Source organism: Neobacillus drentensis (genome assembly GCF_036965645.1).
Classification (GTDB): Bacteria; Bacillota; Bacilli; order Bacillales; family Cytobacillaceae; genus Neobacillus; species Neobacillus drentensis_D.
The window spans coordinates 9,807-23,420 of sequence record NZ_JBALPZ010000143.1 but is presented as its reverse complement, the minus strand read 5'-3'; the positions used below and the strand labels follow the sequence as shown (position 1 = coordinate 23,420).

Genomic DNA, 13,614 nt, shown 5'->3' with positions numbered 1-13,614 from the left:
AATAGTTTAAAAATTTATTTTTTAACCCTTAATTGAGCCCACCATTACTCCTTTTTCAAAGTACTTTTGGAAGAATGGATAAATTATTATTAGCGGCAAACTGGAAATGACAATACTTGAATATTTGACCATTTCAGCAATTTGCTGCAGCTGGGCAGTGTTTTGTGCGTCTTGAATCATGCCAGGTCTAGGCTGCATTTGAACAAGAATTGATCGAAGGACAATTTGTAAGGGCTGTAAATTCTCGCTTTTCAAGTAAATCATGGCATCAAAATAAGAATTCCATTGTGCGACAAATTGATATAACACTAATACCGCTATGATTGGTTTACTTAATGGAAGCAGGATTTTAAAGAAAAACTGGATTTCCGATGTACCGTCAACAATAGCGGCTTCTCGTAATTCGTTTGGGATGCCTTGAAAGTAGGCTCTTGCTAAAATAATGTTCCATACATTTACAGCACCTGGTAATAAAATGGCCCAAATGGTATCCAGCATATTTAAATTTTTGACTAACAAATAGGTTGGGATTAATCCCCCGCCAAAAAACATTGTAATAATAAAGAGAGCCATCATCAGTTTTCGGCCGACAAAATCCTTCCTTGATAATGGATAAGCAGCGAATAACGTGATTGTAACTGAAATAAGCGAAAAAGCAGTGGAGTAAAAAAGTGAATTCCTAAAACCTATTAATAGTGATCCATCTTTAAATACTCGTGAGTATCCCTGAAGTGTCCATTTGGATGGATTAAGGGTAATCCCACTGTTTAACAAAGTTGCTGGATTTGTAAACGATGCCATAATGACATAAATTAATGGGATTAAAATAGCAAATACGATTAAGGCCAAGATAACCCCGTTTGTTGTTAAAATGACTTTATCTGCCCTCGTTTGATGCTTAAACATACCTCTCACCTCCATCATGTAGATTTATATACCTTCTCCTTCGTTTAACCGTTTTACGATTTGGTTAACGCTGATTAGTAAGATGACATTAATCACGGCGTTGAAAAGCCCAATTGCGGTTGAGTAACCATAATCCCCCATCTGCAAGCCAATTTTATAAACATAGGTAGGCAATATTTCAGATGTAGGAAGATTCATTGATGTTTGCAATAAATACGCTTTTTCAAACCCAAGGCTCATGATGTTTCCGGCAGCTAAAATAAATTGAATTACCATAATCGGTTTAATCGTTGGCAAATCGATATGACGTATTTGCTGCAATATATTAGCTCCATCTATTTTCGCGGCATCAATTAAGTCTGAGCTTACATTGGAAAGTGATGCTAAATAAACAATCGATGCCCAGCCCGCAAATTGCCAAATATCACTTATAATATAGATCGTCCTGAAATAACTAGGTTCTGTCATGAAGGAGATACTGTCTCCACCAAAAAAAGTGATGAATCGATTAATAGGTCCAACCGGAGATAGGAAAATAAAAACAATCCCGACTACAACAACAACTGAAATAAAATTTGGAGCATATAAGACTAATTGAATATTTTTCTTAATGGCCACTCTTTTAATTCGATGAATCATAAGTGCTAGAATAATAGGTACAGGAAAGCCAAATATTAATCCAAAGGAACTTAATTTTAGGGTGTTCTTTAAGAGATTCATAAAATCTGGTGTGCTCATGAACTTCTCAAAATTTTCCCATCCAATCCACGGACTTCCCATGATTCCTTGTAATGGATTAAAATCTTTGAAGGCAATAATGGCTCCATACATGGGTACGTATTTAAAAATAATAAGCAGGATTAACGCTGGAAGAACAAGGAGATATAATTGATAATTGTTCTTCATATACTTTAAATTCCTCGACATTTTAGTGCCCACTTCTGCTTTCATTACTTCGTTTGGACCATTCTCTACTTTCTGGTATATCTGTTCCACAATTGCTTCCTCCTCTCTGGGGGTATTTTCTTCTTCTGGCTTTACTTTAACAAAATGGCTCTAATGAATATTTCAATATTTTTGGTTTAAGGTGTTTAATATTTTCGGCACTTTGAAATCGGTTACAATTTTAACAAATAAAAAAACCTCTAGTTTTGAACTAGAGGATACCTTTTATGGATTCTGTATTTGTTTTAAACTAGTGTTAATTTTCTCCACGGCTTCCTTTGCAGAAGCCCCTACATCATTTCCGCCAAGTCCAACTTCTTCAAATAAGGTCTTTAGGGCATCGCTGATCACAGGATAAGCTGGGGTAACCGGGCGGTTTTTAGAAAATCTTTGTGCTTGTTGTAAAAAGATATTTTTAGGATACTGATTAAATTCAGGAAAGTCTTTAGCAACAGAGTACCTAGCAGGTATATCACCGGTTTCCTCCACATACATTTTTATCCCTTCATAACTTGTAACATATTTGATAAACTCCCAAGCTTCCTTTGAGTATTTAGTCTTGGAGGAAATACCGAGGGCCCATCCTCCATTTGGCACAACTTGATACTTCTCTTCTGGCAAAGGGGCAACTCCAAAATCTTCACCTAATTTAAATTCAGAACTATTTTCCAGATCCTTCAATGTCCAAGATCCAAGAACAGTCATCGCAAGTTTCCCTGTTATAAATGGGTCTGGCGGTAATTCAAAACCGGCCACTTTATCTTTATAATATAAATCTTGATAAAATTGCAGGGCTTTTAATGCCTCTTTTGAATCCAAATACCCGCTTGCAGTTGTACCATCTGGACTTAGCACGTCCGCTCCAAACTGCCAAAGGAGAGGCATTTTAAAATAAGCAGGAGACTCGCCATCATTAAAGCCCTGTGCTGGATCAATCCCATACACTCCCTTTTCAGGATGGGTTAGTTTTTTGGCAATCTGCAGCACTTCCTCCCATGTCATTGGCTTATTGGGATCGCCTGAAGGAAAAGGTATGCCTGCGCTTTTAAAAAGCCGCTTATTATAAAATAATGCAATACTAGATTCAACGAGAGGAGCCAAGTAAATGTCCCCCTGAAAACTCATTCCTTTTAATGTTGATTCAGGAATATCCTCAATATTTCCCTCGTTTCTCATATATGAATCGAGTGATAATAATGAACCTGTATTGGCATAAAGCGCCAAGGTCGGGCTGTCAATTGTCAGCACATCCGGAGGGTTTCCAGTGGCAAGCTCGGTTCGCAGTCTTATTTCATAATCACTATAAGGAAATGATTTCATATGAACTTTAATAGTAGGATGAACTGCTTCGAAAGAAGAAACTAATTTTTCATATGCTTTATTTTCTGCTGCATTTCCATTATTGCGCCAGAAGGTTAGCACGATTGGGTTGGTTTTATTTGGTTTTTCAACATTTTCTGTTTTACTACTAGAGAATGTACCAAGGAAAGATAGCGCATACAAGGAACTACTTATAAGTAAAATGGCAAAAATAATCAAAGATAACCATTTTTTCATCTACATTCCCTCACCTTCCTGCTTTAAAAAATCAAACTTATGAATCTAGTGAGTTTCGGAACTCAACAGGGGTTTGTCCAAAATACTTTTTAAAAACGGTACTAAAATACCCTGAGTTAGAAAAGCCAGTCAAGTTTGCCACATCAATTATTTTAAGCTGTTTATCTTTCAGGAACTGTCGGGCCTTCTGTAGTCGTAATTGAACAAGATAATCGCTGAAATTCTGTCCAACAGTATGTTTAAACGTTTCGGATAAATGTGCACTATTGATATGGAAGAGTTCCGATAGCATGGAAAGGGAAATTTCACTTGCGTAATGCTGTTCCAAATATTGCTGAACACTAGCTACGATAACTTTTCCGTTCGAAAAACGCGCTACACGGACCTTCTCGATAATTAGCTTCGCTAATTGAAGAAGATGCTCGATTACTTTAGTTTGCGAATTGAGTTCCCAAATGCTTTGCTGACAATTCCACATTACCTTTTGAAAATCGTTTGTTTCCATATTATATTTTCTTGCGAGTGAGCCTAACAAAAACAACACACGATTAGCAGCAAAGGTAAAGGACATAATCGAGAGGTTTCGGTCCCCTTCCAATAAAAAGTATATATTCTCTTTAAATGCCTCGTAATTGACACTTTCAATTCCATTAGTTAACTTTCTTTCAATCTCAGGTGAAAACTCAAATACTTCTTCTTTTACATTCGACCCATCCAATACCTGTGATTGTGAGCCGAGTTGACTTTGACTCCATGCAAGTAAACTAGAGATATAACCTGTCTTATAATTTGTAATTCCACAAGTCACATTTCCAATTCCAACAACCGTTTCTAATTTCAAGAGTCTCTTAATCGTCTGTTGTATTTCTTTTACTAGCCTTGAAGGACTGTCTCTATTGTCGGAATCGAGAAGCTGTAAAAAGTGAATCATATTTGCATAATTAGGGTCATAAAACGAATACGTTTTGGGATGATCTTTTGCAATTTCCTTACATAACATCTGAAAGGGAAGCCATAGTTCCTTTAATCGATTCGGATTGTATTCTTTCTCTCTTATTTCTACCGTAACAAATTGTACTTCTCCGTCATTATTTACAAGATCTTCTAACTGCAATTGGCGCAATCTCTCTGTTACCTTGTTTAGCTCCAGCCATTCCTCTTTTACAAGGTAGAGTAAATATTGCTCCTGAACTTCTTGAAGCTGAGAATGAACAAGCCTGCGCAATCGAGCTGATTCCGCTTGGATCCGCTTCTCTTCTTCCACTTCCTTACGAATCTTACTCAATACCTCTACTAATTCATCAGGGGCAACGGGTTTCAACAAGTAGTCTTTTACCCCTTCTTTCAATGAACCTCTTACATATTCAAAATCAGAATAACCCGATAAAACAACTACCCTTACGTTCGGAAATTCTTGCTGACAACGTTTCGCTAATTCAATTCCATCCATAATCGGCATCCTCATATCCGTAATAACCACATCGATATTCAAATCGCGAAGCAATTCAAGCGCTTCTACCCCATTGGACGCCTCACCTGCTATTTGGAATCCTTGTTCTTCCCAGTTCACTTTCATCCGTAAGCCTTTACGAATTTGAATCTCGTCATCTGTGATGATTACCTTCAACATGTCTATCACCCCGATCTGTATTGAGGCATAACGTAATCCGTGTGCCTGCATTCCTTTCAGATTCAATCATATACGAGAAATTTGGACCATAGTTAAGCTTCAAGCGACTTAGTACATTCCTTAGTCCAATGCTGCTTCCTTTACTCATGAGGACACTATTTATATCATTCTTCGTCTGGACACTCATTAGATCGGAGATCACTTCTTCAGACATTCCGATCCCCTTATCTTCAATAACAATAAATACTAAATGATTACTTTGCTTGGTTTTAATAAAAATTTCTGCTGACGTTTTTTCGATAAAACTATATTTCACTGCGTTCTCGACGAGAGGCTGTAAAATAAATTTAATAATAGGAAGACTTCTTGTCTCTAAATCTTCTTCAATCTCAATTGATATAGCATCTTCATATCTTAGCTTTAATATTTCAGTGTAACTGCGGATATACTTTAACTCTTCTCCCAAATTTACTACATCACTGTGCGTGTTCAAGGAATATCTCATCATTCGGCCTAAGTGAATACTTACATCCATAACTTGTTTATTTTTTCCTTGCATAGCTAATCCACCAATAATTTCAAGCGTATTATTTAAAAAGTGTGGATTGATTTGTAATAATAAGGCTTTATATTCCGCATCTTTTTGGCGTAAATTTGCCTCATATTCGGTTTCAATTAAATTCTTCAACCGATCAATAGTCTGATTAAAAACGGTTATTAGGTAACCCACTTCATTATTAGCTGATTTTATTGTCGGCATAAAGCGTTTGGCTCCGGAAAAATCTCCACTTTCTATATACCTCATAGCTTTTGCCAACTTACCTAAGGGGCTAACAATATTCGAAGAAATCATGTAAGAAGCTACAATCGTTATTAAAAACACGATCGCACTAGTTAACAGCAGGTTCCGTTGTAAACGGGTGACCTTAGCGAATAATTCAGACTTAGTTACTTCACTAATTAAAATCCAATCGCCTACCCCTAACTTTTGATAAAAAACTAAATATTTTTCTCCATGATCATCCGTTTCGACTAATCCCTTTTGATTTTTATCATCGCTTAATTTAATTAAGGTTTGTTTCAAAACCTTTTTAGGGGTTCGGATCTTTCCAGGCAGGATATTCTCGCCATTATGATTGATCAAATAAGCATGTCCGTTTTTTCCAATCTTGGTTTTATTCAACGATGTTTCAAGCAACTCTGAAGGAAAATTCACCTTAATCATTCCATACGAAACAAATGTATTCATATCGAAGAGGGGTAAAATATAGCTATTAATGTTACCTTGGGTTGGCTGAAATGGATCAATATGCGACTTAATATATCGCTGTTTATTTTGAGAATAGTCTTTATACCAATCTACTTGATTTAAGTTTGAGATATTTCCCCAGGTCCCTGTGCCATCATTCAAAACAACTGAAATCGACATGCCATTTGAATTGTTTACCATCATCGACGATAACAACATTTTGAGTTGATTCTTCTGTAGAAGTCTCTGTCCATCGGATATATTGGCATTCTTGCTTTCTAGTTTGATCCATTTTTGTGTCGTTTGGTTTACGAGTACCTGATTCCCTAAATCTTTCGCTTGCGTTGTGATGGAATCAATAAAAAGCGAATATTGGTCCATAGCCTCCACTGTCAGTTCCTGAGTCTGTTCCTCAATGATAGATGTAAACCAGCTTGGTATGATAAAGGACAATATAATTAACGGGATTGTTAATAAACAAGTAAATACGATAAATAAACGATTACGTAAGGAAAAAAACATATCAGTCCCCCTGAAGGCTTAAGTAAACCCTTACAGTATTATGCATTTTTTCTAATCTAGTTTTATTATTAATTCAATTTAACATATCCTTTCTCATCATACCATTGTAATTTAATTGCTATATTAGTAGTTTTTCTCCTAATATTTTTTATTAACTGAAAAATAAAAGTGACCCAAAAGGTAAAACAATCCTTTTGGGTCTACGGAGTAATATTTTAAAATGTATCAAAAAAGCAGGTGATGAATTCCCTTTTTTTACAAAAGTTCTCAAGAACTTACCACTACCTAAGGATGATTTATTTCCCTACACAAGTTGGTCATTACATAAAAACGATGAACAACATTTCTTCTGTTGTTCACCGTTTACGATACGACTCTTATTCACTGCACGCTTTTAAATGCCAAACGTAACTTTGGAAATCCCCATGAATGTTAGCAGGTATACTTAGACCCACATATGACAGCTCATCCCCGCCAAATACTTTATCAGTTCCGATCACTTGGTATTGTTTCGTATCATCAATTCCCTTTAGCTTTAATACAGATGTTGGTGCAGCTGGTTCAGCTAATACCCGGAAATAGTAGACAATGGCTTCAGACTTGTCCTTAGGAGTAAAAAGCCAAGCTGTTTCATTTCCTTCGAACGGGCTCTGCAGCCGGTAAAAATCACCAAACTGGATTAATTTACGAATTTCTTTATAGTGAGCAACCTGCTGTTTGACGATTTCTTTTTCCTCGCCTGTTATCTTGGTTAAGTCTAGCTCATACCCTAAATTCCCAGACATCGCGACATTACCGCGCATCTCCATTGAAGTGCTCCGATGCACCTGATGGTTCGGCACCGCGGATACATGGGAGCCCATAGTAACAATCGGGTAGACAAGACTCGTACCATATTGAATTTTTAAACGTGAAACTGCGTCGGTATTATCCGAAGTCCACACCTGCGGCATATAGAAGAGCATCCCTGGATCAAATCTGCCTCCGCCGCCAGAGCAGCTCTCAAATAAAATATGTGGGAACGAAGTCGTAATTGTTTCCATTACTTTATACAAACCGAGCATATATCGATGTGCCGTTTCCCTTTGCCTGTCCGCAGGCAGGGCTGCCGAACCGATTTCCGTCATGTGGCGATTCATGTCCCATTTCACATAAGAGATTGGAACAGTTGCTAAAATATCGCTAACTCGTTTGGTAATTTCATTGCAGACATCTTCTCTTGAAAAATCGAGAATAAGCTGATTGCGGCTCTCCGAACGAAGGCGGTCTGGAACATGCAGGCACCAGTCTGGATGCTCACGATAAAGGTCACTATCAACCGAAACCATTTCCGGTTCAAACCAGATTCCAAACTCCATCCCCATATCCTTCACATTTAACGCAAGATTATCTAATCCTTCAGGGAGCTTTTGACGATCAACGAACCAATCCCCTAAAGAAGACTTATCATTATCCCGTTTCCCAAACCAGCCATCATCCAAGACAAATAATTCAATCCCTAATTCGCTTCCTGCTTTGGCAATCTCGTGGATCTTATCAGCATTGAAATCAAAATATGTCGCTTCCCAGTTGTTCACTAAAATCGGCCGCTCTTGATCGCGGTATGTTCCTCTTACCAAACGTGTACGATAAAGTTCATGGAATGTTCGTGACATACTGCCAAGACCCTCAGAGGAATAGACCATCACTACTTCCGGTGTTTGGAACACCGCACCCGCTTCCAGCTTCCAGCTGAAATCAAATGGATTAATTCCCATCGTGACACGGGTATTACTAAACTGGTCTACCTCCGCCTGTGCCAAGAAATTACCGCTATACACAAAGTTGAACGCATAAACTTCACCTGTATCTTCGGTTGTACCTTTTCTTAACAGTGCTATAAACGGATTATGCTGATGAGAACTTGCACCTCTCGTACTTTCAATTGACTGAACTCCATGACGAAGCGTCTGGCGCTCAATATGTCTTTCTTTAACATGTGCACCATGAAGATGTAAAAATTCAAAATCCGCATCTCGAAAATCGACACTCACACTTAATGCACTTAACAGCTTTAATGATTGTTCTCCCTCATTTACGAAGCGGACTGAACGGGTAATCACATTAAACTGTTCGAAAACAGTATAACTTAAGATTACTTTTAAGCCGATAAGTGAATCCTCCATCGTAATTTCGAGCGTTTCCGCCTCATCTTCACTCTCTACATATGTTGCTGGCAGTCCTTCTAAAGGTGCTTTTCCTTTAAAAATGATATGGGATCGGTACTTCAAGTCCGTAACCGTTGAGCCATTTTCGAGCTGAATATGATAGGCCGGCTTCCGAAAATCGGTGTTTCCGTACTGTGGATACTCTTGCGGAAGAGTATCCAGGGAGAAGGTCCGATCCTCTTTATGCTGATAAGGGTTCCCGGAAAAACCGCGATCTAACGATTGCAGAAAATTTGAATGGCTATACCTTCTAATTTTCCGCCCCCAATAATTGTGGACTAAATAGCCGTCACGGACTATTTCCATAACATAGCTTGTATCCTTTGCCTGCAAGTGAAAGGTTTTATTTTTTGAACAAAAATGAATTCCCATGAATCTCCAACTCCTAAATCGGCTATTTGATAGCTCCCTTTACCACACCGCCAATAACCCACTTTTGTGCGAAGATGTAGACGATAACCATCGGTGATAGAGCTAATAGATATGATGCAAATGCTAAGTTAAAGTCCGTACCAAACTGAGACTGGAAAATATACTGAACTAATGGAAGAGTAGCATCCGCTGGATCGTTTAGAATAATTAATGGAAGCATAAAGTCGTTCCACGCCCATAAGCATGTTAGAATTCCCACTGTAGCATTTATTGGTGTTAACAGCGGAAAAATAACTTTCCAAAAAACTCCCCATGTACTGCAGCCATCGACAATTGCTGCCTCCTCTAGTTCCTTTGGAATTGAACGAATATATCCTGTATAAATAAAGATGTTTAATGCCGCCCCATAGACAATGTATAAAAAGATCAGTCCGCCTTGATTATCCATATTGAGTAATGAAGTCTGTTTAACCAGTGGCAGCATAATGATTGGAAACGGGATAAACATAGCACTAACAAAATAGTAATAGAGTCCTTTGAAAAATTTCTTGTGCATATTTCTTGCGATTGCATATGCAACCATTGAGTTTGTCAAGATGGTAAAAACTACTGTAACCACAGTTATGACCGCACTATTTTTGAATGCTGCAAAAAAGTTAGTTGCTTCGATGGCCCGGGTAAAATTTTCAAAATGAAACCCTGTTGGAAGTGAAAAGACCGATTTGGCCATTTCATCCGGTGTTTTTAACGCAATCGAAACCGCAATATACAAAGGGATAAGAATAAATAGAGACCCTAAAGCAATTAATATCGTAACAGGCCAGTTTATCTTTTGTTTTAACATTACATATCCATCTCCCTTTTTTGGAGAACCTTAATTTGAAAAACAGAGATTACAACAATCACAATAAAGTAGACTACGGAGTTTGCTGATTGGTATGCAAACTCTCCCCCAGTAAATCCACCTTTATAGATTAAAAGGGAAATCGATTCTGTCGCTCTTCCCGGTCCGCCTCCTGTTAAGGCAACAACCTGGTCAAAAACCATTAAGAAGTTCTTCATCGAAAGTACCATATTGATGGTAAAGAATGGGGCGATCATTGGAAAAGTAATTTTCCAAAATTCCTGCCACTTATTCGCTCCATCAAGGCTTGATGCCTCGTATAATTCAGATGGAACGGTTTGCAGGCCGGATAAGTATAAAATGACATTAAAGGCACATGCCTGCCAAACCGCTACAATGACGATACCTAACCAAGCAAATTTTTCACTTCCCAAGATATTGGTGGATAAAAACCCCATATCCAATTTGTCTCCTAGCTGTGGGATGACATTAGAAAAAATAAAGTTAAAGATAAAACCAACGATTAGCACACCAAGTACATTAGGCAGGAAATAAGCCGCCCTGAAAAAATTCTTACCTTTAATCTTGGCATTGAGCCCCATTGCGATTAAAAGACTCAATACATTCACAAGAATCGTGGAAACAATTGCAAATTTAAAAGTAAATAAGTAGGAGTTTAGGATATTTCCATCTTTAAATAAGTTCAAATAATTCTTCAAACCTACAAAGTCATACGTAAAACTTAAACCGTCCCAATTTGTAAAAGAATAATAAATACCCTGAAGGGCTGGGAAGGTATGGAAAATGAGGAAAAGAAGAAACGCAGGAATCGTCATTAAATAAAAGGGGACGTTTTTAAGTTTGATTTTTGTCTTCTTTTCTTTTGTTTTAGCGGAAGAAATCGTTGGATTTTTCAAGGCAATATCCTCTTTGCTCATTGCTTTCACTCCCTATTTTTAAACCTGGAGAAATTGGGATCCCCAATTTCTCCATAATTATTATTTACGGTCTGCTACTTTTTCCCATTCACTATCTAATGTTTTCAAGTACTCTCCAACATTCTTTTTCTGTGTTAACACTTGCAATTGTTTGTCAAGAGCAACAGCTGTTGGTACATAGTGGTCAGGAAAGTCAACGACATTACCCTTGTCAAAGCTTGCTTTTAAACCTTCTAGTTCAGGTGCTTCCTGTACGACACCCTTCTTAGCAGCAAAAGCATTTTGCTCTGTTAGATATGTTTTCATATTTTCATCACTTAATAGAAAATCGATGAACTTTTTGGCTTCTTTCGGGTGCTTGCTAGTTGCAGATTGAGCTAGTAGTAAATCAACTCCTGAAACAACCTTTGAATCATTAATTGGGTAAGGAAATACACCTAAATCAATATTAGGATTTGCTTTTTTAATTTCGGGAATTGCCCAAATCCCTTGAAGATACATAGCAGATTCACCTTTTGCAAATGCAACGTTCCCATCGTTATATGCTTTACCCAACTGATCCTTATGACCATATTTAAGTAAGGTTAATAGCTTTTCAGTTGCTTCCTTATGTCCTTTTAAAAATGTAGTTTTTCCCTTATCAAGGTCTTTAAAAAAGTCTTCTCCTTGAGTGTTGGCTGCAAGTACATTGTAAGCAGGAAGGGCTGTCCAAGCATCTTTAAAAGTAAAGTAGAATGGAATTTTACCAGCCGCCTTCACTTTTTCCGCAGCAGCGATGAATTCATCCCATGTTGTCGGTACATCAATACCTAAATCTTTAAAAATAGTTTTATTATAAATAACAGCATCGGCGTTTGCTGCATATGGAATTCCATATACTTTTTCTTGCTTTGAAATATCTTTTAACATGCCAACATACGCAGGCTGTACATCATTTAAAGCACTATCTTTTGAAACATCTTTAAAGGCTCCCGCCTTTGAAATTTCTGCATACGATACATCTCCGCCCATTCCGATGACATCTGGAAGGTCTCGTTTTGCAACACGTGTTTTTAATACTGTATTAGCATCAGGCGGCTGAGACTGAACGACATCAATGGTTGGATTTTCTTTTTCAAACTTATTAATCAGTTCATCAAACGTACCTTTTGCCTCTGATTTATACTGAAAAAACTCAATTTTCACCTTGCCATTTGAACCGCCTGAAGCCTCGTCGTTACTCCCACAGCCTGCTAGAACAGAAAGTGCGATCATACCAGTTGCTACTAACGAGATTGATTTTTTCATAGAAAACCCTCCATAATTTTTAAATAGTTTAATATTTAAACTAACAAAAGGATTGGCGAGCGGTCACAAGAAAAACCTTTAACCGCCCCTAGCACTTTTATTATTTTTTAACGCTTACACTATCACGTAAAACAAGTTCCGTTGGAATGGTCACCTTCAGCGGAATTGTTCTTCCCTTCAAACGATCATATAGCAGCTTTACTGCCGTTTTCCCCATTTCATCTCCATAAACTTTTACGGTTGAGAGGGGTGGATTCATAAAGGCCGCTGCTTCGATATCATCAAAGCTGAACACTGAAACATCGTCAGGTACTTTGACATTTGCCTCATGTAAGGCACGAAGCACGCCCAATGCCATCGGATCACTGCCGACTACAATCGCACTTGGCAGTTGAGCGTTTTCAATTAACTGTTTGGTTAATGTGTATCCGCTTGTTGGCCCCCATTCGTCAATTAAGACTTTATCTGGGTTGTACAATCCTTTTTCTTTCATGACTTTTTCAAAGATCATTTTTCTTGTGTCTTCTTTTTCCTTCGACTTTTGGCGGCTTACCCCAAATACCATTCCTCTTCCGCCTAGAAAAGCGATGTCCGTATGACCAAGCTCAAGCAAATGATCCAGAACTTTTTGAGTTGCCCCTTCAAAATCTGAAATTACTACATCCACATGTGAATCTTGAGGCAAATAGTCCACCGCGACTATATGGTTATTTTCATAGTAAACTTCTTTTAAATCTCCTATATCAACATCTCCAAGAACAATCAGCCCATCCAGTCCGCTCAAAGATTCTGCTGTAATGTTGCTTTTTCCTACCATCATCGTCGTAGCGATAGATAGAGAATATTGATTACAGGTACTTTCTACACCAAGGCGAATCGACTGAAAGTATGGATCAATCGTTTCATCATTTAACATGATGACGCCAATATTAAAATTCTCATTAGGTTTATCCGTTTTCCCACTCTTTTTTCGCAATGGTTTATAATTTAACTCATTGACGATTTCAATCACCCGTTTTCTCGTATCATCAGATACGGAAAGTGTGGAATCATTATTTAAGATCCGGGAAACTGTTGCTGTCGATACATTTGCCTGATCGGCAATATCTTTTATTGTCGCCATTCTCTCACCATCAATCTCTTTTAGTTAAATTAAC

General features: G+C 37.8%; 10 protein-coding genes. All 10 read right to left on the bottom strand.

Features of this window, described 5'->3' with window-relative positions:
- Nucleotides 1-21 precede the first annotated feature (21 nt).
- Nucleotides 22-906 carry a carbohydrate ABC transporter permease gene (locus V7266_RS24165; RefSeq protein WP_218011287.1) on the bottom strand — a complete coding sequence of 295 codons (885 nt, stop codon included), beginning with the start codon at nucleotides 904-906 and terminating at the stop codon, nucleotides 22-24.
- A gap of 24 nt (nucleotides 907-930) precedes the next feature.
- Nucleotides 931-1,833 (bottom strand): ABC transporter permease, encoded by a 903-nt coding sequence (locus V7266_RS24160; RefSeq protein WP_420491496.1) that lies wholly within the window; start codon nucleotides 1,831-1,833, stop codon nucleotides 931-933.
- A 243-nt stretch (nucleotides 1,834-2,076) separates the two neighbouring features.
- On the bottom strand, nucleotides 2,077-3,408 hold the full coding sequence (locus tag V7266_RS24155) for an ABC transporter substrate-binding protein (RefSeq protein WP_335471680.1): 1,332 nt from the start codon (nucleotides 3,406-3,408) through the stop codon (nucleotides 2,077-2,079).
- Between the two features lie 37 nt (nucleotides 3,409-3,445).
- The gene (locus V7266_RS24150) at nucleotides 3,446-5,038 is read right to left on the bottom strand and encodes a response regulator transcription factor (RefSeq protein ID WP_335471679.1); all 1,593 of its coding nucleotides are present in this window, start codon (nucleotides 5,036-5,038) and stop codon (nucleotides 3,446-3,448) included.
- A complete protein-coding gene (locus V7266_RS24145; RefSeq protein ID WP_335471678.1) occupies nucleotides 5,013-6,809 on the bottom strand; it encodes a sensor histidine kinase in 1,797 nt (598 codons plus the stop codon). Before V7266_RS24145 ends, V7266_RS24150 begins: the two co-directional genes overlap by 26 nt.
- Before the next feature lie 377 nt (nucleotides 6,810-7,186).
- Nucleotides 7,187-9,388 (bottom strand): alpha-galactosidase, encoded by a 2,202-nt coding sequence (locus V7266_RS24140; protein WP_335471677.1) that lies wholly within the window; start codon nucleotides 9,386-9,388, stop codon nucleotides 7,187-7,189.
- Nucleotides 9,389-9,410: 22 nt separating this feature from the next.
- On the bottom strand, nucleotides 9,411-10,232 hold the full coding sequence (locus V7266_RS24135; RefSeq protein WP_335471676.1) for a carbohydrate ABC transporter permease: 822 nt from the start codon (nucleotides 10,230-10,232) through the stop codon (nucleotides 9,411-9,413).
- On the bottom strand, nucleotides 10,232-11,068 hold the full coding sequence (locus V7266_RS24130) for a carbohydrate ABC transporter permease (RefSeq protein WP_335471735.1): 837 nt from the start codon (nucleotides 11,066-11,068) through the stop codon (nucleotides 10,232-10,234). The genes V7266_RS24135 and V7266_RS24130 overlap by 1 nt, the downstream gene beginning before the upstream one ends.
- A gap of 162 nt (nucleotides 11,069-11,230) precedes the next feature.
- Nucleotides 11,231-12,457, bottom strand: a complete 1,227-nt coding sequence (locus V7266_RS24125; protein WP_335471675.1) for an ABC transporter substrate-binding protein — start codon at nucleotides 12,455-12,457, stop codon at nucleotides 11,231-11,233.
- 100 nt (nucleotides 12,458-12,557) lie between these two features.
- Nucleotides 12,558-13,580 carry a LacI family DNA-binding transcriptional regulator gene (locus V7266_RS24120; protein WP_335471674.1) on the bottom strand — a complete coding sequence of 341 codons (1,023 nt, stop codon included), beginning with the start codon at nucleotides 13,578-13,580 and terminating at the stop codon, nucleotides 12,558-12,560.
- Nucleotides 13,581-13,614 lie beyond the last annotated feature (34 nt).

Bases quoted from the DNA above. Each gene is read 5' to 3' on its own strand.
- V7266_RS24130 (WP_335471735.1), bottom strand. From the start codon at position 11,068: ATGACGATTCCTGCGTTTCTTCTTTTCCTCATTTTCCATACCTTCCCA.
- V7266_RS24135 (WP_335471676.1), bottom strand. From the start codon at position 10,232: ATGTTAAAACAAAAGATAAACTGGCCTGTTACGATATTAATTGCTTTA.
- V7266_RS24125 (WP_335471675.1), bottom strand. From the start codon at position 12,457: ATGAAAAAATCAATCTCGTTAGTAGCAACTGGTATGATCGCACTTTCT.
- V7266_RS24120 (WP_335471674.1), bottom strand. From the start codon at position 13,580: ATGGCGACAATAAAAGATATTGCCGATCAGGCAAATGTATCGACAGCA.
- V7266_RS24160 (WP_420491496.1), bottom strand. From the start codon at position 1,833: ATGTCGAGGAATTTAAAGTATATGAAGAACAATTATCAATTATATCTC.
- V7266_RS24150 (WP_335471679.1), bottom strand. From the start codon at position 5,038: ATGTTGAAGGTAATCATCACAGATGACGAGATTCAAATTCGTAAAGGC.
- V7266_RS24145 (WP_335471678.1), bottom strand. From the start codon at position 6,809: ATGTTTTTTTCCTTACGTAATCGTTTATTTATCGTATTTACTTGTTTA.
- V7266_RS24140 (WP_335471677.1), bottom strand. From the start codon at position 9,388: ATGGGAATTCATTTTTGTTCAAAAAATAAAACCTTTCACTTGCAGGCA.
- V7266_RS24155 (WP_335471680.1), bottom strand. From the start codon at position 3,408: ATGAAAAAATGGTTATCTTTGATTATTTTTGCCATTTTACTTATAAGT.
- V7266_RS24165 (WP_218011287.1), bottom strand. From the start codon at position 906: ATGTTTAAGCATCAAACGAGGGCAGATAAAGTCATTTTAACAACAAAC.